The organism is Nocardia sp. NPDC058633 (genome assembly GCF_042717045.1).
In the GTDB taxonomy this organism is placed as follows: Bacteria; Actinomycetota; Actinomycetes; order Mycobacteriales; family Mycobacteriaceae; genus Nocardia.
This window is the reverse complement of the sequence record NZ_JBHXRA010000004.1, coordinates 186,893-212,747: the sequence shown is the minus strand read 5'-3', so window position 1 is coordinate 212,747 and position 25,855 is coordinate 186,893. Positions and strand designations below refer to the sequence as shown.

General features: G+C 68.7%; 23 protein-coding genes. 9 read left to right on the top strand and 14 right to left on the bottom strand.

Going from position 1 to position 25,855, the window contains the following annotated elements:
- Positions 1-37: 37 nt before the first annotated feature.
- The 6 genes from ACFWUR_RS06825 to ACFWUR_RS06800 form a co-directional block, all read right to left on the bottom strand.
- Entirely contained in the window at positions 38-481 is a 444-nt protein-coding gene (locus tag ACFWUR_RS06825) for a B-4DMT family transporter (RefSeq protein ID WP_378903051.1), read from the bottom strand.
- 75 nt (positions 482-556) lie between these two features.
- Complete coding sequence (locus ACFWUR_RS06820; protein WP_378903048.1) at positions 557-1,381, bottom strand: shikimate dehydrogenase; 825 nt, start codon at positions 1,379-1,381, stop codon at positions 557-559.
- Entirely contained in the window at positions 1,374-2,885 is a 1,512-nt protein-coding gene (gene mltG, locus ACFWUR_RS06815) for an endolytic transglycosylase MltG (protein ID WP_378903045.1), read from the bottom strand. Before mltG ends, ACFWUR_RS06820 begins: the two co-directional genes overlap by 8 nt.
- Positions 2,882-3,445 carry a Holliday junction resolvase RuvX gene (gene ruvX / locus ACFWUR_RS06810; protein ID WP_378903042.1) on the bottom strand — a complete coding sequence of 188 codons (564 nt, stop codon included), beginning with the start codon at positions 3,443-3,445 and terminating at the stop codon, positions 2,882-2,884. The genes mltG and ruvX overlap by 4 nt, the downstream gene beginning before the upstream one ends.
- Positions 3,445-6,111 (bottom strand): alanine--tRNA ligase, encoded by a 2,667-nt coding sequence (gene alaS / locus ACFWUR_RS06805; protein ID WP_378903039.1) that lies wholly within the window; start codon positions 6,109-6,111, stop codon positions 3,445-3,447. Before alaS ends, ruvX begins: the two co-directional genes overlap by 1 nt.
- A 110-nt stretch (positions 6,112-6,221) precedes the next feature.
- Complete coding sequence (locus ACFWUR_RS06800; RefSeq protein WP_378903036.1) at positions 6,222-7,598, bottom strand: replication-associated recombination protein A; 1,377 nt, start codon at positions 7,596-7,598, stop codon at positions 6,222-6,224.
- Positions 7,599-7,723: 125 nt separating this feature from the next.
- Between ACFWUR_RS06800 and ACFWUR_RS06795 the strand changes: the two genes are divergently transcribed.
- Both ACFWUR_RS06795 and ACFWUR_RS06790 read left to right on the top strand, forming a co-directional pair.
- A complete protein-coding gene (locus tag ACFWUR_RS06795) occupies positions 7,724-9,391 on the top strand; it encodes an alkaline phosphatase D family protein (RefSeq protein WP_378903033.1) in 1,668 nt (555 codons plus the stop codon).
- 81 nt (positions 9,392-9,472) lie between these two features.
- The gene (locus tag ACFWUR_RS06790) at positions 9,473-9,634 is read left to right on the top strand and encodes a hypothetical protein (RefSeq protein WP_378903030.1); all 162 of its coding nucleotides are present in this window, start codon (positions 9,473-9,475) and stop codon (positions 9,632-9,634) included.
- Between the two features lie 20 nt (positions 9,635-9,654).
- Here the strand turns inward: ACFWUR_RS06790 and ACFWUR_RS06785 are convergent, their stop codons facing one another.
- Together ACFWUR_RS06785 and ACFWUR_RS06780 are read right to left on the bottom strand one after the other, a co-directional pair.
- Positions 9,655-10,479 (bottom strand): siderophore-interacting protein, encoded by an 825-nt coding sequence (locus ACFWUR_RS06785; protein WP_378903452.1) that lies wholly within the window; start codon positions 10,477-10,479, stop codon positions 9,655-9,657.
- A 71-nt stretch (positions 10,480-10,550) separates the two neighbouring features.
- Positions 10,551-11,720, bottom strand: a complete 1,170-nt coding sequence (locus ACFWUR_RS06780; protein ID WP_378903027.1) for a phosphotransferase family protein — start codon at positions 11,718-11,720, stop codon at positions 10,551-10,553.
- Positions 11,721-11,912: 192 nt separating this feature from the next.
- Here ACFWUR_RS06780 and ACFWUR_RS06775 point away from each other — a divergent pair, with 192 nt between their 5' ends.
- Positions 11,913-12,932: a hypothetical protein gene (locus ACFWUR_RS06775; protein WP_378903024.1), complete on the top strand. Its 1,020-nt coding sequence runs from the start codon at positions 11,913-11,915 to the stop codon at positions 12,930-12,932.
- A 2-nt stretch (positions 12,933-12,934) separates the two neighbouring features.
- Here the strand turns inward: ACFWUR_RS06775 and ACFWUR_RS06770 are convergent, their stop codons facing one another.
- Together ACFWUR_RS06770 and aspS are read right to left on the bottom strand one after the other, a co-directional pair.
- A complete protein-coding gene (locus tag ACFWUR_RS06770; protein ID WP_378903021.1) occupies positions 12,935-13,903 on the bottom strand; it encodes a DUF389 domain-containing protein in 969 nt (322 codons plus the stop codon).
- Positions 13,904-13,970: 67 nt separating this feature from the next.
- A complete protein-coding gene (gene aspS / locus ACFWUR_RS06765) occupies positions 13,971-15,776 on the bottom strand; it encodes an aspartate--tRNA ligase (protein ID WP_378903018.1) in 1,806 nt (601 codons plus the stop codon).
- 209 nt (positions 15,777-15,985) lie between these two features.
- Here aspS and ACFWUR_RS06760 point away from each other — a divergent pair, with 209 nt between their 5' ends.
- Together ACFWUR_RS06760 and ACFWUR_RS06755 are read left to right on the top strand one after the other, a co-directional pair.
- Positions 15,986-16,909 (top strand): neutral zinc metallopeptidase, encoded by a 924-nt coding sequence (locus ACFWUR_RS06760; protein ID WP_378903015.1) that lies wholly within the window; start codon positions 15,986-15,988, stop codon positions 16,907-16,909.
- Between the two features lie 47 nt (positions 16,910-16,956).
- Positions 16,957-17,451, top strand: coding sequence for a hypothetical protein (locus tag ACFWUR_RS06755; protein ID WP_378903012.1), 495 nt, complete (start codon positions 16,957-16,959; stop codon positions 17,449-17,451).
- A gap of 57 nt (positions 17,452-17,508) precedes the next feature.
- On the opposite strand, the gene ACFWUR_RS06750 is transcribed toward ACFWUR_RS06755, so the two are convergent.
- Together ACFWUR_RS06750 and ACFWUR_RS06745 are read right to left on the bottom strand one after the other, a co-directional pair.
- Positions 17,509-19,155, bottom strand: coding sequence for a hypothetical protein (locus ACFWUR_RS06750; protein ID WP_378903010.1), 1,647 nt, complete (start codon positions 19,153-19,155; stop codon positions 17,509-17,511).
- A complete protein-coding gene (locus ACFWUR_RS06745; protein ID WP_378903007.1) occupies positions 19,152-19,481 on the bottom strand; it encodes a type VII secretion target in 330 nt (109 codons plus the stop codon). Before ACFWUR_RS06745 ends, ACFWUR_RS06750 begins: the two co-directional genes overlap by 4 nt.
- A 193-nt stretch (positions 19,482-19,674) precedes the next feature.
- Between ACFWUR_RS06745 and ACFWUR_RS06740 the strand changes: the two genes are divergently transcribed.
- Both ACFWUR_RS06740 and ACFWUR_RS06735 read left to right on the top strand, forming a co-directional pair.
- Positions 19,675-20,649, top strand: coding sequence for an NAD-dependent epimerase/dehydratase family protein (locus ACFWUR_RS06740; protein WP_378903004.1), 975 nt, complete (start codon positions 19,675-19,677; stop codon positions 20,647-20,649).
- Between the two features lie 31 nt (positions 20,650-20,680).
- Positions 20,681-21,694 carry an Rv2578c family radical SAM protein gene (locus ACFWUR_RS06735; protein ID WP_378903001.1) on the top strand — a complete coding sequence of 338 codons (1,014 nt, stop codon included), beginning with the start codon at positions 20,681-20,683 and terminating at the stop codon, positions 21,692-21,694.
- A 143-nt stretch (positions 21,695-21,837) separates the two neighbouring features.
- Here ACFWUR_RS06735 and ACFWUR_RS06730 read toward each other — a convergent pair whose 3' ends face one another.
- Both ACFWUR_RS06730 and hisS read right to left on the bottom strand, forming a co-directional pair.
- Positions 21,838-22,485 (bottom strand): hypothetical protein, encoded by a 648-nt coding sequence (locus ACFWUR_RS06730; RefSeq protein ID WP_378902998.1) that lies wholly within the window; start codon positions 22,483-22,485, stop codon positions 21,838-21,840.
- Positions 22,486-22,735: 250 nt separating this feature from the next.
- Entirely contained in the window at positions 22,736-24,010 is a 1,275-nt protein-coding gene (hisS, locus tag ACFWUR_RS06725) for a histidine--tRNA ligase (RefSeq protein ID WP_378902995.1), read from the bottom strand.
- Positions 24,011-24,095: 85 nt separating this feature from the next.
- Here hisS and ACFWUR_RS06720 point away from each other — a divergent pair, with 85 nt between their 5' ends.
- Positions 24,096-24,992 carry a peptidylprolyl isomerase gene (locus ACFWUR_RS06720; RefSeq protein ID WP_378902992.1) on the top strand — a complete coding sequence of 299 codons (897 nt, stop codon included), beginning with the start codon at positions 24,096-24,098 and terminating at the stop codon, positions 24,990-24,992.
- A gap of 239 nt (positions 24,993-25,231) precedes the next feature.
- Positions 25,232-25,816 (top strand): hypothetical protein, encoded by a 585-nt coding sequence (locus ACFWUR_RS06715; protein WP_378902989.1) that lies wholly within the window; start codon positions 25,232-25,234, stop codon positions 25,814-25,816.
- Positions 25,817-25,855: the final 39 nt, after the last annotated feature.

The window sequence follows — 25,855 nt, the reverse complement described above, 5'->3', positions numbered from 1 at the left end:
TTCGGCCTCGCCGGGGAGCGTCCGCGGTTCGGCCGACTCACCTCGCGGCAACGAGTACCGGTTCCGTTGCGGGAGCGGTGGATTCGCTCGCACGTCGCGACCGAGAACGACCGAGGGCCGCGCCTGCCATCGACGGCAGGAAGACGAGCAGGAAGATGAACGACGCCGCGGAGGTCAGTTCGTAGAGCAGGCCCGCGTCGCCGAGTTCGATGCCGGGAGCCTGATCGAGGACCCAGCACACCGCAGAGCTGGCGAGGCCGGTGGCCAAACCGGCGGCCAACCAGCGGACGATGAGGTTGTCGGCGCCCGCGCGACCGTCACGCATACCCCAGGCCGCGACCACCGCGATGATCGCGAGCAGGCACGCCGCGCGCCAGAGGGTGCCGTAGGTGGGCCAGGAGGCCATCGCGAGGCCGAGAAGGACGCGTAGGGCGACGACCAGCGCGCCGAGGACGGTGGCTCGTAATACCCAAGCGGTCATGGACAACACCTTAGCGGGATAAAACTAGAACCGGTATCAATTCTGTGGATCGAACGATCGCCGACGGACTACCGATCACGGTCGCGGCGAGGATTCCGCCAGCGCCGCCGCCATCGCGGCGCGCGGGGCGGGCTGCCCGGTGAACAACTCGACTTGCCCGTAGGCCTGATTCAGCAACATCTGCAGTCCGCTGACCACCGTGTGACCCGCCGCCTCGACCGCTGTTGCCAGCGGGGTCGGCCACGGGTTGTAGATGGCGTCGAGCACGACCGGCGCCTCGGCTACCGCCGCCGCGATCACCGCGGCCGCCTCGGCGGGCACGGTACTGACCACCGCACCGGCCGACGCGCACGCCGCGCGCACCTGCTGGGCATCGAGTGGTACGACCGTGGCTCGCATACCGAGTCGCTCGGCCAAGTCCAACGCGCTGCGCGCCCGCCCGGCATCACGGGCGATCACCGTCACCGTCTTCGCCCCGAGTTCCGACAGCGCCAGCAACGCGGGCCGGGCCGTGCCGCCTGCCCCGAGCACGACGGCCTCCTCGATCGTCGAGACGCCACCACCGCGCAGCGCACCGAGGACACCGTCGACATCGGTGCAGTCCGCCCGCCACCCGCCGTCGGTGCGCACGAGCGTGTTGGCCGAGCCGACCAGGACCGCGCGTTCGGTGCGCTCGAGGGCCACCGCCAGCGCCGCTTCCTTGCCCGGCATGGTCACCGACAACCCGACCCATTCCGGCCCGAGCCCGGCGACGAGGCCGGGCAACTGCTCGGCGGAGCACTCGATACGTTCGTAGCTCCATGGCAATTCGAGCGCGCGGTAGGCCGCCAGGTGCAGTTGTGGCGAACGCGAATGCTCGATCGGCTTGCCGAGCACCGCCGCCTTGCGGACCTCAGCCACCGTAGGGTCGCGAGCTGTCGAGGATGCCGCTGCGCTGCGCCTGGGTCACCAGTCGCAGATGCTCGGAGTAGGAGTCGGTGAACTTGGTCGTGCCCTGCTTGTCGACGGTGACGAAGTACAACCACGCCCCCGGCTCCGGGTTCTCCATGGCCCGCAACGCGCCGACCGACGGAGCGGCGATCGGAGTCTTGGGCAGGCCGTTCATCGCGTAGGTGTTCCAGGGGGTTTCCCTGGCTCGATCGGCGTCGGTGGTCGCCACTTCCGTGGTGTCGAGTGCGTAGTTCACCGTGGAGTCGAACTGCAGCATCTGATCGACTCGCAGCCGGTTCACGATCACTCGTGCCACCTTGCCCATGTCCTGCGGTTGCGCCTCACGTTCGACCAGCGAGGCCGCGACCAGCGTCTCGTACGGCGAGAGCTTCGTGTCGGCGCCCGACTGGAGCAGACCGGTGGCTTCGTAGGCCTGCACGCTCGCGGTCACCATCTGACGCAGGATCTGCTCCGGGGTCCCGCTCGGATCGAAATCCCACGTCCCCGCCGCGATGAGGCCTTCCAGCTGACGTGTCCGGTCGGGACACTCCTTGACCGCCTGCGCCGCCCACGCGGGCACGCCGAGTGCGGCCAGGTCCAGACTCGCGCCCGCGGCGTCGAGCTGTTCGTAGGTCACGCACTTGCGCTCGGGGCCCACACAGCTGGCCTCGGCGATCTTGCGGTAGATGCCGTCGTAGCGCCCACCGGTGGTCGCGTCGTGCTTGTCGTGCAGCAGACGCCCCTCGGAGATGGTCACGTTCCCGACCCGCGACTTCCCGCCGACCAGCGCAGTGACGGCGTCGACGGCCGGGCTCTTCGCCCCGATCGCGTAGAAGCCGGGCTGGACGCTGTTCATCCCCGCATTGCGCACGGCCGCTTCGTAGAAGGCCTCGGAGCTGGCCACCACGCCCTTCTCGTGCATTTCCGTGGCGATCTGCGTCGCGGTGTCACCGGAGTGCACCTGGACCACCACGGGGGCGCCGGGCGGGCCCGCGAAATCTTCGGCCGGGCTGAGGCTGCCCATCAGTTTGTACCCGGCGAATCCCGCGGCCGAGACGAACAGCACGACGAACACCGCGGCGACGGCCCACATGGTGCGACGGCGCCGTTTCCGCTCGGCCGCCTTGCGTGAGGCGATCCGCGACCGCTTGCCGCGGCCCGAAGGGCGAGCGCGGCCACGGGGGTCCGCTGCCGCGCGACCGGACTGCGCCGCACGCTGCCCGACGCGGCGCGGCGCGGCCGTCTGTTCCGGTTCGGGCTCGGGTTCGGGCCCCGACTCGTCGTAGATCTCGTCTTCGTAGCGCGGGATGACGTCTGTGCCGTCTTCGTCGTCCCACCCCGCGGGTCCGGCCTGCTGTGGCTCGTCCTCGCGTACCGCGCGGGCGTCCAGGCCCCAGTCATCGCGGCGGGGGTAGCGCCGATCCGCTTCCCGTGCCCGGTAGCGTTCCTCGGCCCTGGTCCATCGGTCGGTCATGCATCGTCTCCGACCCTCGCCGTGTCTGCTGAGTCCTTCAAGTAGTCCTTCAACACCGAACTCCGCTCGTCCAACCATCCTTGCAGGATCGACACGGCTGCCGCCTGGTCGATCATCTGCCGCTGGCCACGTGCGCGAACTCCACTGTCGCGCAGCGCACGTGCAGCAGACACCGTAGTCAAACGTTCGTCGGAAAGGCGTATCGGAATCGGGTCGATCACCCGACGCAACTGCTTGGCAAACTTCCGTGCCAGAGCAGCCGCTGTGCCGTTTTCGCCGCGCAAGGTGCGTGGCAGGCCGATGATCACTTCCACCGCTTCATATTCCCGCACAATGTCGGCAATTCTTGCGATATCGGTGGGAGGACCACCCGCGCGTCCACCGGACTTGGCGCGCGCGACGGTCTCGACGGGGGTGGCGAGGATGCCGTCGGGGTCACTCGAGGCGACACCGATGCGCACGCTACCGACATCGATCGCGATCCGGCGGCCCCGACCCGGGTCGGTGTCCGGGTCGGGGCGGTCGGCGGATTCTTCGTTGGCCGAACCAGGGGTGGTCATCAGCCGGCGAGTTCGGCCACCCGGGCGCGGACCGCGGTCAAACCGGCCGGGATACCCGACGGATCCGATCCAGCGCCCTGCGCCATCTCCGGCTTGCCACCACCACGGCCGGCGATACTGGGTCCGAAGGCCGCGACGAGATCGCCCGACTTGACGCCGAGATCCTGGGCGGCCTTGTTCACCGTCACCACGAACGGTGCCTTGCCGTCGACATTGCCGAGCAGCACGACGATCGCGGCCTCGCTGCCGAGACGGCCACGGATATCGGTGGCCAGGGTTCGGAGGTCACCGGCGGACACGCCCTCGGGCGCCGCGGCGGCTACCAGACGCACCGCACCGACCCGCTCGGCCTGCTCGGCGAAGGTGCCCGCCGACGACAGCACCGCGGCGATCTTGGTGCGCTCGAGTTCCTTCTCTGCCACCTTGAGCCGTTCCACGAGCTGCTCCACCCGCCCGGGCACCTCCTCGGAGGGCACCTTCAGCGAGGACGCGACACCGGCCAGCAGCGCACGCTCCTTGGCCAGGTACTTGTAGGAATCCAGGCCGACGAAGGCCTCGACGCGCCGCACACCGGAACCCACCGAGGACTCACCCAGCAGGGTGATCGGGCCGATCTGCGAGGAATGCTCCACGTGGGTGCCGCCGCACAGCTCCATCGAGAACGGGCCGCCGATCTCCACGACACGCACCTCGTCGCCGTAGTTCTCGCCGAACAGCGCCATCGCGCCCATTTCCTTGGCCTTGGGCAGATCGGTGACGAAGGTGTTCACCGCGAAGTCCGCGCCGACGGCGTCATTGGAGACGGCTTCGATATCGGCCTTCTGCTGCTCCGAGAGCGCACCCTGCCAGTTGAAGTCGAACCGCAGGTAGCCGGGCTTGTTCAGCGAACCGGCCTGCACCGCGTTGGGGCCGAGGATCTGGCGCAGCGCGGCATGCACCATGTGCGTGCCGGAGTGGCCCTGGGTGGCGCCGCGACGCCAGGCCGGATCCGCTTGGGCGAGCACGACATCGCCTTCGGTGATCTGACCCGTCTCGACCGTGGCCTTGTGGACCCAGACCTTCTTGGCGATCTTCTGCACGTCGTTGACCTGCAGCTTCAGCCCCGACGCGGTGATAGTGCCGCGGTCGGCGATCTGACCGCCGGACTCGGCGTACATCGGGCTGCGATCGAGGATGACCTCGATGTCGTGGCCCGCCGTGGCCACCGGGACCCGCACACCGTCGGCGATCAGGGCCAGCACGGTGGCCTCGGAGATGAGCTCGTCGAAACCGGTGAACTCGGTGGCGCCGCGGTCGACCAGTTCCTTGTACACGGTGAGGTCGGCATGGGCGTGCTTGCGGGACTGGGCGTCGTCCTTGGCGCGCTTGCGCTGCTCGGCCATGAGCGAGCGGAAGCCGTCCTCGTCCACGGAAAGGCCTGCCTCGGCGGCCATTTCGAGGGTGAGGTCGATCGGGAAGCCGTAGGTGTCGTGCAGGGCGAAGGCATCGGAGCCGGTGATCTGCTTGCCGCCCTTGGACTTCACCGCGGTGGCGGCGTTGTCGAACAGGGTCTCGCCGGTGTTCAGGGTCTTCAAGAAGGCCGTTTCCTCGCCGACCGCGACGGTTTCGATGCGCGAGAAGTCGGTGGCCAGTTCCGGATAGGACGGCGACATCAGTCCGGAGACGACATTCATCAGCTCGGCCATCACCGGCTTCTCGGCGCCCAGCAGACGAGCCGAGCGCACGATGCGGCGCAGCAGGCGGCGCAGCACGTAGCCGCGGCCGTCGTTGCCGGGGTTCACGCCGTCGGCGATGAGCATGGCCGAGCTGCGCACATGGTCGGCGATCACGCGGAAGCGCACGTCGTCGGCGTGTTCGACACCGTAGGAGCGGCCGGTGAGCTGTTCTGCCTTGTCGATGATCGGGCGCAGCAGGTCGGTCTCGTAGACGTTCTCCACGCCTTGGAGCAACATGGCGACACGCTCGACACCCATACCGGTGTCGATGTTCTTGCGCGGCAACGACCCGACCGGCGGGAAGCCCTGCTTGGGGCTCTGCTCACCGCGGATGTCCTGCATGAACACCAGGTTCCAGATCTCGAGGTAGCGGTCCTCGTCGGCGACCGGGCCGCCTTCCTTGCCGTAGGCGGGACCGCGGTCGTAGTAGATCTCCGAGCACGGACCACCCGGGCCCGGCACGCCCATGTCCCAGTAGTTGTCCTTGCCGTCACGGAACTGGATGCGCTCGTGCGGGATTCCGGCGACGCGGTGCCAGATCTCGGCGGCCTCCGGGTCGGACTCGTAGGCGGTGACCCAGATCCGTTCGGGGTCGAAACCGAAACCGCCCTCCTCCGCGGGCTTGGAGATCAGCTCCCAGGCCAGGGTGATGGCGCCTTCCTTGAAGTAGTCGCCGAAGGAGAAGTTGCCCGCCATCTGGAAGAACGTGTTGTGCCGGGTGGTGACGCCGACCTCGTCGATGTCACCGGTGCGCACGCACTTCTGCACGCTGGTCGCGCGCGTGTAGGGCGGCGCCTCCTGACCCAGGAAATACGGCTTGAACTGGACCATGCCCGCGTTGACGAACAACAGGTTGGGGTCGGCCAGGATCAGCGAAGCACTGGGGACCTCGGTGTGTCCGGCACGGACGAAATGGTCCAGGAACCGTCGTCGAATCTCGTGGGTCTGCACAAATACCCAGCCTACCGGGCCGGTGCGGGTGGTTTTTCATCGACCGGGGTGGTCCGCGCCACGCCGGATCGACGACCCACGCGCCGTGCCGAGAACCGAGCGTTGAAAAGCTACTTTCCGCGAATGATGCGGCGCAGTTTTTCCAGGCGCGGGCCGATCGTACGCTCGTTGCCGTGGTCGGTGGGCAGGTAGTAGTCGGTGCCGACCAGTTCGTCGGGCGGGTACTGCTGGGGCACCACGCCCTCGCGGTATTTGTGCGGGAACTTGTAGCCCTGCGCGTTGCCGAGCAGAGCGGCGCCCGCGTAGTGGCCGTCGCGCAGGTAGGGCGGAACGGCGCCGGCCTTGCCGCGCGAGACATCGGCCATGGCCGTGCCGATGGCGGTGGTCACCGCGCCGGATTTGGGGGCTGTCGCGAGGTGGATGGTGGCTTGGGCCAGCGCGAGCTTGCATTCGGGCAGACCGACCAGTTGGACGACCTGGGCGGCCGCGGTGGCGGTCTGCAGGGCCATCGGGTCGGCCATGCCGATGTCTTCGCTGGCGTGGATCATCAGGCGACGCGCGATGAAGCGGGGATCTTCGCCCGCGGCGAGCATACGTGCCAGATAGTGCACGGCCGCGTCGACATCGGAGCCGCGAATGGACTTGATGAAGGCGCTGATCACGTCGTAGTGCTGGTCGCCCGCGCGGTCGTAGCGAACAGCGGCCTTGTCGACGGTGGCCTCGACCGTTTCCAGGTCGACGCGACCCTCGCTCGCGGACTCGGCCGACGCCTCCAACGCGGTGAGCGCGCGCCGGGCGTCGCCACCGGCGATCCGGACGATGTGTTCGATCGCCTCCTCGCTCACCGTGTAGGCGTCGGCGAGACCACGCGGGTCGCTGATCGCGCGGGCCAGCACGGCTCGGATGTCGTCGGGGGTGAGCGGTTGCAGTTGCAGCACGAGCGAACGCGACAACAGCGGCGAGACGACGGAGAACGACGGGTTCTCGGTGGTCGCGCCGACCAGCAGCACCACGCGGTTCTCGACGGCGGCCAGCAGCGCGTCCTGCTGGGTCTTGGAGAACCGGTGGATCTCATCGATGAACAGCACAGTCTGTTCGCCCGCGGTGAGTCGGCGCCGGGCGAGGTCGATCACCGCTCGAACCTCCTTGACGCCGGCCGACAGTGCCGACAACGCTTCGAAGCGTCGGCCGGTGGCCTGCGAGAGCAACGAGGCCAGTGTGGTCTTGCCGGTGCCGGGCGGGCCGTAGAGCAGCACCGATGCCGCACCCGACCCTTCGACGAGGCGGCGTAGCGGGGAGCCTGGCCCGAGCAGATGCGCCTGACCGATCACCTCGTCCAGGTTCTCGGGGCGCATGCGAACCGCGAGCGGGGCGCCCGAGTCACGGCGGAACACCGCGTCGGCGCCGGGTTCGGCGGACGCACCTTCGCCGGGCACGTCGAAAAGGCTGTCGCTCACGGTGTGCAGGGTACCGAGACCCCCGGACATGTTCTGCGGAGCTCACCGACTCGAGCACCTGAGACCGACCAGTACCTTCCGTGAAAGTGGACAGTTGACCAACAATCCTCGCGTCGACTTGCGCGGAAGCGATTCGTGGACTGTGATCGCTGATCGTGGTCGAAAACAACAGCGCCGTAACCGTCCCGCCGGTCGGGCACTTCGCCCGCCGCACCCTGTTCGCCGGTTCCACCGCGGTGGCCGCGGTCGCGGTGTTGAGCACGGTCGCGCCCGCACACGCCGCGGGCGCGGTCTTCCGGCACGGCGTCGCGTCCGGCGATCCGCTGCCGAGCGCGGTCATCCTCTGGACCAGGGTGACCGTCGCCGACGACGCCACGCCCGGTTCCGGCATCGGCGAGGCGACGGCGGTGCGCTGGGAAATCGCCACCGACGACGATTTCGGGACGCTCGCCGCGTCCGGCACCGTCACGGCCACTGCCGATTCCGATCACACCGTCAAGGTCGACGCGACCGGCCTCACCCCGGGTCAGGACTACTTCTACCGCTTCACCGCGCACGGCGAGACCTCCCCGGTCGGGCGCACCAGGACCGCGCCCGCACCCGACAGCGACGTCGATCGGCTGCGTCTGGGCCTGGTCTCCTGCTCCAATTGGGAAGCGGGCTGGTTCGGCTCCTACCGGCACCTGGCCGCACGCACCGATCTCGACGCGATCGTGCACCTCGGCGACTACATCTACGAGTACGGCCGAGGAAGGTACACCGGCCGCAACGGCGCGGTCCGTGCCCACGATCCGGCCAACGAGATCGTCAGCCTCACCGACTACCGCACCCGCCACGGCCAGTACAAGACAGACCCTGATCTGATGGCCCTGCACGCCGCGGTGCCGTTCATCTGCACCTGGGACGACCACGAGTCGGCCGACAACTCCTGGCGCGACGGCGCGGAGAACCACGACCCGGCCGTCGATGGCCCCTGGGGCGACCGCAAGGCGGCATCTGCCCGCGCCTACCTCGAGTGGATGCCGGTGCGCGCGACCCGCGCCGACGGGCAGGTACAGATCTACCGCCGCTTGCGTTTCGGCACGCTGGCGGAACTGTCGATGCTGGATCTGCGCAGCTACCGCGACGAGGAGGCCGGGCCGGGCGCGGGTTGGCGCCACGCCGACGATCCGGCCCGCACGATCACCGGCCGCGCCCAGATGGATTGGCTCACCGCGGGACTCACCTCCTCCCCCACCCGCTGGAAGCTGATCGGCAACTCGGTGATGGTCGCGCCGCTGGTGTTCCCGCCGTTGGACGCGGCCACGACCCAGGCGATCACCGAGGCACTGGGCATCCCCCAGGGCGGCATCACCGTCAACGGCGACCAGTGGGACGGTTATACCGCCGACCGGAACACCCTGTTCCAGACGATCACCGACAACGAGGTGGGCAACGTCGTGTTCCTCACCGGCGACATCCACACCTCCTGGGCCGCCGACCTGCCGGTGAACGCCGCGAACTACCCCGGCGGGCCGACGGTCGGCGCGGAATTCGTGATCCCGTCGGTCACCTCCTCGAGCGTCGGCGACCTGCTGAAAATGCCCCCTCGTACCGGGTCGATACCGGCCGAAGAAGCCATCAGAGCGGCCAACCACCACTTGCGTTACACCGAGCTGGACTCACACGGCTTCGGCGTGCTGGAGGTCACCGCGACGCAGACGCAGATGGACTGGTTCTACGTCGCCGACGTCACCGACCCGGCCACCGGCGTGCGACACGGCGCGTCCTTCGCGGTCCCGGCGGGCGGACGGCTCGAACCGCGGTCGACTCCGGTGCTCTGACCGGGGTTCGACCCGACGCCGCGGAAATCGGCGCAGAATTCTTCGGACAGGGTTGTCGATTGCGCACGTGTCGCTCGTCGGGTGAGTACGGGTACGCCGCGTACTCCCCCGCGCGCCGCCTTCCTCGCTGACCTCGGGCGCACCGACGACGCGATCGCCGCCTACACGTCGGCGCTGCTGCTCACCGACAACGCGGTCGAACGTGCCCATCTGCGATACAAACTCGCCGCACCGACAAGGTGACCGCCGAGCCACGACCCGGATCAGGCGCCCTCGGCCGCCAGCTCTCGCTTCCATTCACGGAAGCCCTCCTCGGTGCGACCACGCCGCCAGTACCCCGAGATCGAGAGCCATTTCGGCGCGACACCGCGTTCCTTGCGCAGGTAGGGCCGTAGCTGACGCATCACGGACTCGGCCTCGCCGTGCACGAACGCCTGGACCTGTCCGGGCAACCACTCGGCCGCTCGCACCGCGGCCACCAGCGGTGCGTTCGGCCCCGCGAGGTCGTCGGTGATCCGGTCCGACGACACACCGCGATGCACCCAGCGCAGGCGCAGGTCAGCGGGCGACGCGAGGGCGATCTCGTCCTCGGTACCGCCCACCTCGACGAACACGAGAGCGGGCGCATCCGCGGGGAGCGCTTCCAGAGCGGCCGCGATGGCGGGCAGCGCGGATTCGTCGCCCGCGAGCAGGTACCAGTCGGCTGTCGGGTCGGGTGCGAACGCACCGCCCGGGCCGTTCAACCAGAACCGCGCGCCCGGTTCCACCGACCGCGCCCATGGCCCCGCGACGCCCTCGTCGCCGTGCACCACGAAGTCGATGGCGATCTCGCGCCGCTCGGGATCGAAGGATCGCACGGTGTAGGTGCGCAGCACAGGCTGGCTCTCGGGGCCGAGCGTCGCGCGCACCGCGTCGAGATCGAGCGGCTCGGGATATTCGACGCCGGGTACCGGGAAGATCAACTTCACGTAGGCGTCGGTGAACCCGTTGGGTTCGAATTCGTCCGACACGGTGCCGACCACCCGCACCAGATGCGGGGTCAACCACTGCTTGCGGACGACGGTGACGGTGACCGGTTTCGGCACGATGCTCCCAACTTCTCAGCTCTTCGCCGACGGTACCCTCGTGGCGCCGGGAAATGGGAGCCCGCTCGGCGCCGCTACTCCGACCAGCGCTCTTCGAGCATCGCCGAGACCTGTTCGGCGAAGTCACCGACGGCGTCGTCGCCGGTCATCCTGGCGTCCTCGGCGAGCGCGGACCAGCGGTTGATCAAGGCTTCCGAGCGCGGAATCGACAGGCCGTGTTCGCGGGCGGTGGCGATGCGGGTGTGGTCGGCGGGCAGGAACCAGTAGGTGGACAGCCAGACCCAGATCAGCCGGGCTTCGAGAATACGTTCGGCCAGGACCGTGTCGTCGGCCAGCGACGGCCAGACGCCGACCACGGCCGAACGCCACGCCTCGACCATTTCCTTGGCGCGGCTGCGCGAGAGTTCGAAATCGCACAGGCAGCCGGGGTAGGACACCAGCGCGTAGGCGATGTCGAGTGTGGCGTCGCGGAAACCGCCCCACTCGTAATCGAGGAACCGCGCGCCTTCCTCGTTCATGATCACGTTGTCGGGGCACAGATCCGACGGGCTGAACGCCCGGTAGCGGCCACCGGTGAACAGGCGATTGCCGTGCACGATGCGTTCGGCGATCTCACCGGGCACCTCGATACCGAATTCGGCCTCGAGCAGACCGGGAACCTCGGCGATGGCGGCGTGGGCCTGCTGTGCGATTCCGTCGACGCGATGCCTCGAATCGACCCGGCGCATCAGGGCGACGAAGTCGGGTTCGCGGCCCACGGTCGCGGCGTGCATCCGGCCGAGCGCTTGCGCGAACGCCATCAGCGAATTGCGGGTGCCGGGTTCCACGCGAGCCTGCAACACGGAGGTGAGCAACGCGTTCTCGCCGAGATCGGACAGCACCAGGAGTCGGTCGGGAACGCTGTGCGCGATCAGGAAGGCGCCGGGGCGCTGCTCGCGGCTCAGCGCGGTGGTGAACTGGTAGGACACCGCTTCGCGCAGGAATGCCGCGTCGATGCTGGCGACGCCGGGCGCTAGACCACCGGCGCGGCGGTCGGGACTGGAACCGCGCACCTGCTTCACGATCAGCGTGCGCGGCAACGAAAATGCGTTCTCCGCAACACGCACGCGTAGGACTGTCGTCCTACCACTGCCGCTGAGCTCCATCGGATCACTCAGCTTTACCGGAGCACCCATTCGCTTTGTGAGCAACTGTTGTGCTGCGGACACGACGTCGGCGGCGCGTTCGGCCAATAGTGCGGTCATCGCCTCTCAAGCTACTCGTACCTGGTCACTTCTAGCGAGCGGTTGGACAACCTTTCCGCGTCGTTCGGCGTGTTGGCGCCGAGGTTGCGCGTCTGTGCCTGTTCGCTTGACACACCAGTCGGTCTTCGGGTTTTCTCATCGTGAACTGCTGTGCGCCACACCGCAACCGGTTGAGTCGAAAGGTCTATCACAATGACCGACACTCCGTACGCCGCATCGAGCGATTCACCGGGCGGGTCGCCCGTTCCGGGCGGTGGCGGGCAATTCGCCGGACCCACGGGCCGACACGAGGGAACCGGACAACCACCGGCTTCGGGTTCGGGACAGAGCAGGCACGGAATGGCCGGTGGCGCAGGCTATCCGCAGTTCGAAGGGCCGGGCGCCGCCCAGTACGGGCAGGAGCCGGTAGAGCCGCCACCGCCGATTGCCGGCCAGGGCAGGCCCACACCGCAGTACGGGCCCGCAGGCACCGGCCCCGGTTACGCGGTCCCCCAGTCGAAGCCGGAGAATCCGACCTACGCCGCCGCCCCCACATCCGGCGTGTCGGCCGGCGGCGCCGGGCAGACGCCCGGTTACTACCATTCGGGAGCACAAGCCCTCGATATCGGCCGTTCGCTGAGTTATGGCTGGGAACGATTCCGGGCCAATCCGGGTCCCTGGCTCGGCGTCACCGCGGTGGGCGTGCTGATCTACCTCGGGTTCGTCGCCGTCGTCCAGCTCGTCGAGCCGACCTCACCGTTCAGCGTCTTGTTCCTGTTCTTGATGGTGATCGTCGGGCTGTGGCTGTTGCAGGCGGCGATGGTCCGCGGCGCGCTCTACGAAACCGACGGGTATCCACCGGCTTTCGGGTCGTTCTTCCGGTTCGTGAACGCGGGCAATGTCTTGCTGACCTCACTGCTGGCGTTCACCGTCACCCTGCTGCTGTCGGCGTTGTGCCTGGCGCCGGGGCTGATCGCCGGGTTCCTGTGCATGTTCTCGTTGCACTTCGTGATCGATCAGGACTACGGCCCGGTGGAGGCGATCAAGGCGAGCGCACAGCTGGTGCTGGCGAATCTGTGGGCGGCACTGCTGCTGGCGCTGACCGTCATGCTGGTCACCCTCGTCGGCGCGGCGCTGTGCGGGCTCGGGTTGTTCGTCGCGGGGCCGGTGTGCGTGATCGCGGTGACCTACTCCTACCGGATGCTGACGGCGGGGCCGGTCGCCCGCGTCTGAGGTCAGCGTTCGAGCACGGTTCGCATGCCGATGGCCCGTTTGAACCGGCCGATCGGGCCCTTTTCGTCGCCGGCCTTCGGCCGCAGCTCGAGCACAACCACCCCGGCGATGACGATGCCGAGCAGGTTCACCGCGAGCTGGCCCGCCGACTCGAACGCTCGATGCCACTGTCCGAGCGTCGCCGCCACCACCGCGTAACCGGCTGCGGGCACGGTCGTCACCGAGATGAAGACACCGATCAGCGCCGCCGACTTCGCGGTGACCAACGACAACATGCCCGCCGCGCCGGCGAGCAACGCCACGACCAGTGAGAACGGCCCGACCTCGTAGATGAAGTCGACGCTGTGCGCGTCGACGATGCTCGCGGTGGTGATCCAGCCGAGCTGCTCCCACACGATCGTCGCTCCGAGGGTGACCACCATCGCGATCGGGAACGCCACCGCGAGGGCGATTCCCGAACGGCGGGCGAGACGCCAGTTGCGACGCACCAGCGCCACCGACAGCGCGGCCAGCGGACCGAACTCCGGGCCGACCACCATCGCGCCGACGATGGTGACCGGCGAGTCGGTCGCCACGCCGATCGCGGCGAGCAGGCAGGCGATGGTGAGGAACGCGACGAAGGTGATGTTGAGCGAGGACTCCTCGTGGGTTTCCTCTAGCAGTTGTTCCCAGACCACGGCATCGCTCGGATCTCCGGGTGCCGACCTGACCGCACGGTTCGCGGCATCGGAGAGCACCGCCACGACCGGCCCGAGGGTGATCCCGCCGTGCTCGACGATGCCGAGTGCCTTCACGTCGGCGAGTACCTTGTTGGCGCCTTCCCTGGCCACGTCGGCCTGGACGAGATCGCCCGCGGGATCGAGCGCGATGCCGCGCGCCACCGTCAGATGGGTGACGCCGGCGTCGGCTTCGAGGACTCGGATCAGCTCGGCCGTCTGCTCGGGCGGGCTGATCACGCGCAGATGTAGCACCGGTGTCCTCCTGGTCGGTATCGCGGTGGCGATACGCCAGAAGGTACCGGGCTACTCCACGGGGCTGCTATTTCTCGGCCGCAACAACTTTCGGCGCGTCCGCGGCGACCTTGACCTCGGGCTTGGCGTCGATGCCCGCTTCCTTACGCTGCTGCGCGGTGATCTGCGCGGGCGCGTCGGTGAGCGGGTCGACGCCGCCACCGGTCTTCGGGAACGCGATCACCTCGCGGATCGAGTCCTCCCCGGCCAGCAGCGCGGTGATGCGGTCCCAGCCGAAGGCGATGCCGCCGTGCGGCGGGGCGCCGTAGGCGAACGCGTCGAGCAGGAAGCCGAACTTGTCCTGAGCTTCGGCGTTGTCGATGCCCATCACCGAGAACACGCGTTCCTGCACGTCGCGACGGTGGATACGGATGGAACCGCCACCGATCTCGTTGCCGTTGCAGACGATGTCGTAGGCGTAGGCCAGCGCGGAACCGGGATCGGTGTCGAAGGTGTCCATGGACTCCGGCTTGGGCGAGGTGAACGCGTGGTGTACCGCGGTCCAGGCCGAGTGGCCCAGGGCCACGTCACCGCTGGCGGTGGCCTCGGCGGCAGGCTCGAACATCGGGGCGTCGACGATCCAGACGAAGGCCCAGGCGTTCGGGTCGATGAGGTCGCACTTGCGGGCGATCTCACCGCGCGCGGCACCCAGCAGGGCCCGGCTCGACTTCACCGCGCCGGCGGCGAAGAACACGCAGTCACCCGGCTCGGCACCGACCTGCTCGGCCAGACCGTCGCGCTCGGCGTCGGTCAGATTCTTGGCGACCGGGCCGCCCAGGGTGCCGTCTTCGTTGATCAGGATGTAGGCCAAGCCCTTGGCGCCACGCTGCTTCGCCCACTCCTGCCAGGCGTCGAGCTGACGACGCGGCTGGCTCGCGCCGCCGGGCATCACCACCGCACCCACGTATTCCGACTGGAACACTCGGAAGGTCGTGTCCTTGAAGTAGTCGGTGAGCTCGGTGATCTCGACGCCGAAGCGCAGGTCGGGCTTGTCGGAGCCGTAACGCCGCATCGACTCCGCGTAGGTCATGTGCGGGATCGGGGTGACGATCTCGTGGCCGACCAGCTTCCACAGCGCGGTGAGGATGTCCTCGGCCAGCAGGATCACGTCGTCCTGGCGCACGAAGCTCATCTCGATGTCGAGCTGGGTGAACTCGGGCTGACGGTCGGCGCGGAAGTCCTCGTCGCGGTAGCAGCGCGCGATCTGGTAGTAGCGCTCGATGCCGCCGACCATGAGCAGCTGCTTGAACAGCTGCGGGCTCTGCGGCAGGGCGTAGAAACTGCCCGGCTGCAGCCGCGCGGGGACCAGGAAGTCGCGGGCGCCCTCGGGCGTCGAGCGGGTGAGCGTGGGGGTCTCGACTTCGACGAAGTCGTGGCCGGCCAGCACGTCGCGGGCGGCGGCGTTGACCTTGGACCGCAGGCGGATGGCGTGGCCGGGGCCTTGGCGGCGCAGGTCGAGGTAGCGGAACTTGAGGCGGGCCTCGTCACCGGGGGTCTCGTCGAGCTGGAACGGCAGTGGCGCGCTCTCGTTGAGCACGACCAGTTCCTTGGCGTCGACCTCGATCTGCCCGGTCGGCAGCTCCGGGTTCTCGTTGCCGTCGGGACGCCGTTCCACCACACCGGTGACCTGCACACAGAATTCCGCGCGGAGCTTGTGTGCCTGTTCGGCCGCCTCGCCCTCGCGGAAAACCACCTGCGAGACGCCCGAGGCGTCGCGCAGATCGATGAAGGTCACACCACCGTGGTCACGACGCCTCGCCACCCAACCGGTGAGGGTGACGGTCTGACCGGCGTGCTCGCCTCGCAGCGAACCAGCCAAGTGGGTGCGCAGCACGGTATTCCTTTCGACAGACTTTCGCGGACTTGTCGCACCGGCGGAGAACACCGGGCGCACTGCCATCGTAGTGAGACACGATGCCCGAGTGAAAACCGATATCTTCGGCACCGTGTCAAGCTTGTGACACCTGTTCACCGTCGGCCGCGTGCACGACGGTGAATCGTGCTGCGAGGCAGCTGGACAACCGAGCGAAGGCGAGTACCGCGATGACCTTCAACGAAGGTATGCAGATCGATCCCGGCCGGGCTTCGTCGGGCGGCGGACCCGGCATGGGCGGCAAGCTCGCCGTCGGCGGCGGGGCGGGCGGACTGATCCTGTTGGTGATCACGCTGCTCCTCGGCGGCGATCCTGGATCGGTGCTCGGCAACTTCACCGGCGCGCAGGGCGAGCAGGCGCAGCCGGGGACCGCGGGCACGCCGTCGCACTGCAAGACCGGCGCCGATGCGAACAAGTATGTCGACTGCCGGGTCGTCGCCACCGCGCAGAGCCTGGACGCGGTGTGGTCGGTGCAGCTGCCCGAGCAGACCGGCAAGCGCTACGTGCAGCCCGAACTGGTGCTGTTCACCGGTGCGGTGAGCACCGCGTGCGGCAACGCCACCAGCGATGTCGGCCCGTTCTACTGCCCCGCCGACCAGACCGCCTACTTCGACACCGCCTTCTTCCAGGAACTGACCGACCGCTTCGGCGCCAGCGCGGGACCGCTGGCGCAGGAATACGTGGTCGCGCACGAGGTCGGCCATCACATCCAGAACCAGCTCGGCGACATCGGCAAGGCTCAGCGCGATCCGCAGGGTGCGACCTCCGGTGCGGTGCGCACCGAGCTGCAGGCTGATTGCTACGCCGGCCTCTGGGCTCACTTCGCCGACAAGCAGCCGTCGCCCGGCGGCGGAGCACCGTTCCTGAACCCGTTGTCGGACAACGATATTCGTGACGCACTGTCGGCCGCGAACGCGGTCGGCGACGACCGTATCCAGCGCAGCGCGGGGCGCGGGGTCAATCCCGAGTCGTGGACCCACGGGTCCTCGGACCAGCGGCAGAAGTGGTTTCTCGTCGGCTACCGGACCGGGTCGGTGCAGTCCTGTGACACCTATTCCGCGCGTGACCTCGACAACCCGCCCGGGCTACGCTGACCATCGAACGCGATACCCACGCACTGTCTTTCGACCGAGGGGAACCCATGCGCCCGACCCTGACCGGACTGCTCGTCTGCGCTCTCGCCCTGAGTGGCGCGAGCGCACTCGCCCATGCCGATCCGGCGCCTCTACCGCTGGTGAGCCTGACCACCATTCCCGACGGCTGGTCGCAACGCACCGACCTGCGCCCGGTTCTGCAGATCTTCGCCGACGGCAAGGCCGTGCACATGCCCGACGCGGTGAGCAAGGACCGCAAACCCGAGACCGCGCCCAAGAAGGTGACCGGAAAGGTTGCCGCCGACGTGATCTCGGCCGCGCGCGAGGAGATCAACGCGCTCGAGGACATCGATTTCGGGATGCCCGCGGGCGACAACAAGGGCACCGAGATCATCGACCTCATGCCCGATGATCCGGCGGACGAAGCCCACCTGGTGATCTACTCCCCCGGCGCCTCCGAGGGCCTCGACTCGGAGCAGAAGGCCGCGCGCAAGCGCTTCAGCGACCTCTACAAGAAGCTGGTCGACGCGTTCGAGAGCTGAGCGATCGACACTGAGAACACAGGGGCTCGCCGGTTTTCACCGGCGAGCCCCTGTCCGTCAGAACCGGTCCGCGGTCGCGTCGATGTCGCGTTCGTCCTCGTGGACGGCGCCGATGACGTCGGGCGTGGATTCACCCAGTGGACCGGTGAGATCGTCGTTGCCGGTGCGGCTCTGGTAGGGCTGCACGGTACGACCGTGTTCTTCCTCGTTGTTGCCACGGCCCGCGCCCGCTCCCGCGCCGCCGCCCATCATGCCGGAGGTACCGCCGGTACCCGCGGCTGTGGTGCCGGAGCCCATCAGACCGGAGGTCACCGGACGGCCCGCGGCGGGAGACGCCACACCCGGCACGGCAGCGGTGGTCTTCGGCGTGCCCGCGCTCGGGGTGCCGCCGGCACTGCCGGCCGCGCCACCCGCGCCACCGGAGCCGCCGCGCGCGGTACCGAGCGCACCGAGCGAGGCGCCGGAACCGCCGCCGCTGCCACCGGAGCCGCCGGAACCACCGGTGCCGAGACTCGACGGCGTCGTCGAGCCGGGCGTGGTGGTACCCGCGGTGGTGCTCGCCGCGGTGGTGGCGGAGTCGCCGCCGGTGAAAGCTTGCTCCGCCTGGGCGAGCAGCGGCTCGCCGATGTTCTCCGAGGCCGCGGACAGGACTTCCTCGGGCGAGGGCAGGCCGCTCTGACCGGCGAGCTGCCCGACGACGTTGCTGAGTTCGCCGGTGTACCCCATCAGCTGACCACGGGTGACGTTGACGACCGACACCGCTTCCCCGAGATGCGTGGTGGCCAAGCCGATCAGAGTGGCCTGGGTCGGCGGCAGCATGATCGTCGGCGCGAGCGCGGTGGCCTGGGCCGCGAAGGTGGTGGCGATCGTGGTGAGCTGCGCGTTACCGGTCTGCACGACCGCGGCCGCCTGCTGGGTGAGCGCGGAGATGTCGATGCCGCGCTGGCTGGTGTCCTGACCCTGCGTCTGAGCCTGCTGGCTGGCGGTGGTCGCCGCGTCGGCGGCCTGCCCCTCCCACACCTGCTGGACGGTCTTCACGCCACCTTGGGCCAGGGTCATCGCCTGCTCGATGACCGCGGAGGAGCTGCTCAGGATGGCGGTCGGGTCCAGCGAGCTGAAAATACCGGTACCGAAGCTGCTGAGCAGGTCGAGGAACGGCTGGAACAGGGTGTCGATGCCGGGCAGGGCGGGCAGCGACAGTCCGTTCATCAGCGCGGTGACCGGATCTTCGGTCAGCGTCGTCGCGGCGGCGGACGTGCTCGCCCCGGAGGTGCTCGAAGTACCGGCGCCCGAGGTACCGGTGAGCGCGGCCTTTGCCTGGTCGAACGCGGTCAGCGCGGCGGCCGAGGCAGGCTCGGCGACCTGGGCCACCGTGCCCTGCAGGCCGCTGAGCGCGGAGGAGGCGTCCTCCGAGATGCCGGACAGGATGTCCTGGGGTTGCGTGCCGGCGCCGAGGCCGCCGAGCCCACCTAGCCCGGCCGGCGACATGCTGCCGTTCTGGGCGTCGTCGGTGATCTTCTGCGCGAGGGTGAAGACCGCTTCCTCGTCGGCCACCACATCCTCGGGCACCTGCATCAGCGACACGTCCAGGATCGCCTGGGACTCGAGGGGGACCGCACTCATCACCGAGGCGGTCGCGGCATCGGCGGCGGCCATGGCGGCCTCGGGAGCGATGACGCCCGCGTCCGAACTCAGCGGTTTCACGCAGCGCCCCCGAGCCCTGCGGCCTGACGCGCGAGTTCGGCGGCGTTGTCGATATCGGTGGTCTCGAAGGTCACCGACGATTTGAAGGCCGCGTCCGAGAGCGAGCTGAACTTGGCCGACAGGTCGTTGATGTCCTTGGCCTGCAACGCTTGTGCGGCCGCGAACATCGCCAGGTAGTCGGCGCCGATGAGGCCGAACACCGGCGTCGCCGCCGACACGCTGGCAACCAGGTCGATGTTGCCCGCCGCGGCGACCTGCGCCGCCACCCCGCCATTGGTCGCCGCGAACGCGGCGACGTCTGCGGGTTGCACCGAAAGATTGTTCATGCGAAATCCCCCCAACTCGTCGTGAAAAGTCTGCACTACAGAAGCGGACGGCGGACGCGAAACTCCCGACGCGAACACCCAACTGCGATTGGCGCCAAATATAGCCGAACACCCGGGCAGTTTTCGAGTCGTGCCACCGTCGATCTGGGTGATCCACTATCAAAACTAGAACATGTTCTATATCCTCGGGCTCATGAAGGTCGCAGTGACCGGCGCAGCCGGCTACCTCGGTACCAACTTGATCCCCCTGCTCGTCGAGCGCGGCCACGAGGTCGTCGCGATCGACCGCGTGGCTCCCGCCACGGCCGATCCGGCCGTGACCTGGGTCGACGGCGACGTACTCGGCCCGGTGTCGATGCGCGCGGCACTGGCGGGCACCGAGGTGGTCTACCACCTCGTCGCGTTGATCACCCTCGCCGACCGCAACGATCTGGCCTGGCAGGTGAACACCGAGGGCGTGCGCGTCACCGCCGAGGCGGCGCTGGAATCGGGTGTGCGCCGGTTCGTGCACACCAGTTCCATCCACGCCTTCGACCAGTACCGCTCGGGCGGCCACATCGACGAGAACTCCAGCCGCTCCGACGATCCCGGCCTGCCGGTGTACGACCGGTCGAAATGGTCCGGCGAATTGGCCCTGCGCCCGGTGATCGAGCGCGGACTCGACGCGGTGATCGTGAACCCGACCGGCGTGTTCGGTCCGGTCGACCACCCCGAGCGCCTGTCTCGCCTCAACAGCACCGTCGTGCAGGCGATGCGCGGCCGGATCCCGGTGATGATCGGCGGCGGGTTCGACCTGGTCGACGTCCGTGACGTCGCCCATGGCCTGATCCTGGCGGGCGAGAAGGGCCGCACCGGCGAGAACTATCTGCTCGGCGGCGAGATGACCACGATGATGGACTTCTGCCGGATGGCCGCGGCCCGCACCGGCGCCAAAGGCCCACGCTTCGCCATCCCCGCGAAGGCGCTCGGCGCGCTGCTGCCGGTGATCGAGCCGATCGGCAAGCGTTTCGGTTCCGACATCCTGTCCAAAGCCGCACTGGGCGCGGTGATCTCGGCTCCGGTCGTCGATCACGGCAAGGCCGAGCGCGAACTCGGCTACCGCCCGCGCCCGACCGTCGAGTCCGTCAACGACCTCGTCGACTTCCTGCGGAAGTCGCGCCAGGCTTGACACCGCTTCGAACACATGTTCGACTCGTGGGGTGCGGTGGCAAGCCCAGACCCTGGACGCCGATGACGGCGCGCTGCCCGGCCTGACCAGGGCCGGGTTGGTTCGCTCCGTCCGCACCCCCGAGTTCGACGGCATCACCTTCCACGAGGTGCTGTGCAAGAGCGCGCTCAACAAGATGCCCGAGAGCTCCGCGCTCCCCTTCCGCTGGACGATCAACCCGATGCGCGGCTGCTCGCACGCTTGTCGCTACTGCTTCGCGCGCGGCAGCCACGAATATCTCGGACTCGACGCGGGCAACGATTTCGATTCCGAGATCGTGGTGAAGACCAACATCGCGGCGGTACTGCGTCGCGAACTCATGCGTCGTTCCTGGCAGCGCGAGGCGGTGGCGCTGGGCACCAACACCGACCCGTACCAACGTGCCGAGGGCCGATACCGCTTGATGCCCGGCATCATCGGCGCCCTCTCGGATTCAGGCACCCCCTTCTCCATCCTCACCAAGGGCCCGCTGCTGCGCCGCGATCTCCCGCTCCTCGTCGAGGCGGCTCAGCGAGTCGAAGTGAGTGTCGCGGTGTCGATCGCCATCCTCGACCCCGACCTGCACCACAGCCTCGAACCCGGGACCCCCGAACCCCGGGCTCGCCTTGACCTGGTCCGGTCCCTGGCCGACGCCGGCTTCACCGTCCACGTGATGGCCGCCCCGATCATCCCCTGCCTCACCGACAGCCGAGCCCACCTCGAGGCCCTGTTCGCCGCCATCGCCGACGCGGGCGCGGCCAGCGCCATGGCCTTCCCGATGCACCTGCGCGGCCCCACCCGCGACTGGTTCCTCACCTGGCTCGGCACCGAGCACCCCGCGCTCATCCGCCGCTACCGCCAGCTCTACGCCCGGGGCGGCAATGTCACGCCGCTGTACCGCGACTGGCTACGCGACCGAGTGAATCCTCTTCTGGACCACCACGGCCTGCGCCGAATCCAAGGCCCCACCACCCCACCTGCTCCCTCACCCACGCCGCAGGACACCCAGCTCGCCCTCTTCGGCTGACGTCACCAACCACAGGGGATCTGGCACCGGCACGGCGATGGCCCGGACCGCGCACGAACGATTCCGGCACGCCGTTCACCGCGAGGGGCTGATCGGTCAGCTCTCACTCGAGCGAGGCACTCCGGCGCTGCGTCGGGCGACGCTCAGCCCAGTGCGGCGACCTCGGAATCGGTCAGGACCACCGGCGAGACGCTGTCCTTGCTGCGCACCGACTGCACCGCGCGAAACAGCGGGCGCTCGTCGAGGCCCGCGTCGCGGGCCTCCGCTCGCAGTTGCTGGACGAGCACTTCCGAGACCGCGATCGCGGCGACGAGCCGGCTGGCGGCGAGCGCGTCGGCGAGTTTGCGCAGGCCGAGCAGGTGCAGTTCGCGGCCGCTGCCCACGTCGGTGTACATCGCGAGTGGGACGAGCTGGATGTCGGGGCCGACCGTTGCTTTCAGCACGATACGGCTGAGCCTGCCCGGGTAGACCAGCAGTTGCACGCCGGTGGCGTCGGCGAGGTCGACGGAGCGCTCGCCGAACAGTCGATGTGCGCGGATCACGGTGCCGCTCAACCACATTCGCCGACGCCGGAACGCGAACACATAGCCGATGGTCGGGACCGCGACGGCAAGTCCGATCAGGATCGCCGCGGGCCAGCTCAGCCACACCGCCGCCAGCAGCGTCGCGCCCACCCCGACGCCGAACGCGGCCAGTGCGAGCCTGCGCAACATCGGCGCGAACACCTCGGGCGCCACCAGGTCGATACCGACCGGTTCCGTCGCCGCCGACTTCCCGGACTGCCCGTCCACGATTGCCTCTCCACCTCCACCGGCCCGCCCGGCGTGAGACGCGGTCAGATTACCGCGCCACACCGGCCTCGGCAGCCGAGCGCGGTCCTCGACGAGGCTTGTCCGCCCGACGACCGGAGCGCCGAGTCCGGCCGCCGAGCGGAGCGATCGACCCACCGCGGATCTTCGCACCCGAGCGGAGTCATCGACCGAGCGCCGGCCTACCCGACCCGAGCCGACTCGTCGACCGTCCCGAACCGGCAGCGCGGTCTCAGCGACCGAGTTCCTCGCGCAGTACCGCGACCACACCGTCGAGCGGGACGGACCTCTGTTCGCCGGTCGCCATCTCCTTGACGCCGATCGTGTTCTCGGCGAGATCGCGATCTCCGAGTACGAGGGTGTATTTCGCCCCCGACCGGTCGGCGCCCTTCATCGCGCCCTTCATCCCACGGCCACCGTAGGCCAGGTCGACACTGATGTCGGCAGCGCGCAGTTGCCCGGCCAGCGCCACCAACTTCGCCTTGGCCGCGTCACCGAGCGCCACGCCGTACACCTGGCAGCGCGCCGGATCGGCCGCCGACTTGCCCTCGGCCGCCAACGCCAGCACCGTGCGGTCGACACCGATGCCGAAACCGATGCCCGACAGCGGCTGTCCGCCGAGCTCGGCCATCAGTCCGTCGTAGCGCCCACCGCCGCCGATACCCGACTGCGCGCCGAGCTGGTCGTGCACGAATTCGAAGGTGGTCTTGGTGTAGTAATCCAGGCCCCGCACCATCCGCGGGTTCACCACATAGGGCACACCGAGCGCGTCGAGGTGGCCGAGAACCTGCTCGAAGTGGGCTTTCGCCGATTCCGAGAGGTGATCGATCATCAGCGGGGCGTTCGCGGTGAGCTCACGTACTTCCGGGCGCTTGTCATCGAGCACGCGCAGCGGGTTGATCTCGGCACGGCGCTGCGTGTCCTCGTCCAAGGGCAGCCCACGGAGGAACTCCTGCAGCAGTTCGCGGTACTGCGGACGACAGGTCTCGTCGCCGAGCGAGGTGATCTCGAGGCGGAATCCGGTCAGGCCGAGCGAGCGGAATCCGGCGTCGGCGATCGCGATGACCTCGGCGTCCAGGGCGGGATCGTCGATGCCGATCGCCTCGATGCCGACCTGCTGCAACTGCCGGTACCGACCGGCCTGCGGGCGTTCGTACCGAAAGAACGGACCGGCGTAGCAGAGCTTCACCGGCAGCTGACCGCTCTTGTCCAGACCGTGCTGGATCACCGCGCGCATCACGCCCGCGGTGCCTTCGGGCCGCAGGGTGAAGCTCTCCCCGTTGCGGTCGGCGAAGGTCCACATCTCCTTGCTGACCACGTCGGTCGACTCGCCGACACCCCGTGCGAACAGGGCGGTCTGTTCGAATACCGGCAGCTCTACATGCCCGTACCCCGCGAGTCGAGCGGCGTGGATCAAGCCGTCGCGCACGGCGACGAACTCTGCCGAACCGGGTGGCAGGTAGTCCGGGACCCCCTTCGGGGCGGTGAAGCTGCTGGTCTTGGTCACGATGGTCCAGTTTTCCCCACGGGCGCCCTCCGCGTCCAACCGGTTACCCTCTAGACGAACCTGACGACACGGGAGGAACGCGGTAGTGCCGAGTAACGAACAGCGACGGGCGGCGGCCAAGCGCAAGCTGGAGCGCCAGCTGGCACGACGGGCCGAGCAGGAGAAGAAGCGCAAGCGCTTGACGATCGCGGGCTCGGTACTGGGTGTGATAGTCGTCGCGGCCGCCGCGACCGGCGTGTACTTCCTCACCAAGGGCGACGACAGCGAGTCGGCCAACGCCGAGTCGTCCTCGGCGGTGCCGACGACCCAGTTCGTCAACACTCCCCTCGATATCCCCGGACCGCCGCCGCCGGCGGCCAAGCCCGCGACCGTCGACTGCAGCTACCCGGTGGGCCAGGAGCCCCCGGCGAAGCCCGTCACAGCGCCCGCCACGACATCGGTGGCCACCGACGGTCCCGAGGTCGAGGTCGCGATCGATTCCACACAGGGCCCGATCGGGTTGTCGCTCAACAGCGCACAGGCACCGTGCACGGTCAACTCGCTGGTGAGTCTCGCCCAGCAGGGCTACTTCGACAAGACCAGCTGCCACCGCATCGTGGCGTCACCGGGCTTCGGCATCCTGCAGTGCGGTGATCCCGCGGCCACCGGCATGGGCGGCCCCGGCTACACCTTCGACAACGAGTACCCGACCGATCTGTTCGCCGCCGACGACCCGGCGCTCCAGCAGCCGGTGAACTACAAGCGCGGCCTGGTCGCCATGGCCAACGCGGGTACCTCGCCGGAGGGCAAGGGCACCAACGGCAGCCAGTTCTTCCTGGTCTTCGGTGACACGCAGCTGCCGCCGAACTACACCATCTTCGGCACGATCGACGAAGCCGGCCTGGCCACCTTGGACAAGGTCGCGGGCGGCGGCGTCAAGGGTGGCGCCGAGGACGGTGGGCCTGCCATCCCGATCTCGTTCAACACTGTCAAGGTGGGCTGACACCGCCTTTGCGGAGACACCACGGACCGGACACGCTCGCGTGTCCGGTCCGTTTCCGATTTTCCGGCCCCGACGTGCGCAGAAGATCATCAGAGGCTAGGCAACCCTGCGATCCATTCGGCCCACCACGTGCTCACCCGCATTTTCTCCATCGCTGCGCGGCCCCGCCGGACATCGCACCGTGTCCTCGGCGCGGTAGGCTCAGATGTCCACTTCCACAGCAGCATCGGGGAGCAGTCATGGCGGAACTCGACGACATCGGCAGCGAAACGGCGTCCATGATGCGCACTATGCTGCAGATGGCCATCCTGGTCGCCGTCAAGTCGCGTGAACACGGCCAGAAGGACGCCGAATCTCGCGCCAAGGCGATCGAGGCCAAGATGAAGGAAGCGCGCGAACTGCAGATCCGCGAGGCGCGTGATCTCAAGGCCAAGGATCCGCGCAATGTCGAACTCGTACAGATGATGTCGATGGGCTCGCGCTCGGTGGAATCACGCGGTGTGGAATCACGTGGCGTCGAATCACGCGGCGTGGAGTCGCGGGGCATCAACCTCGCCAAGCCGCCGGGCTCCGCCTTCGCCTCGAGTGCCGTGGCCGCGCCGAGCGCCGGCTACGACTCGGCCGAGCGGCGCTCGGCGATCGCGGCACATCTGCAGCGCGCCGGCGTCGCGCCGGAGCTCACTCAGGTTCGGATGCTGGTCGAGATGGGCCAGGGCATCTCACCGGAGGAGGCGATCCGGTCCAGGGACACGGTGATGCGGGCTACCCTCGCGCGCCAGCGCGGGGAACGCGGCATCGAACGCGGCATCGAACGCGGGCGCTGACCTGACCGCTCGGATCCCCTTGCCTGGCAACGGGATCCG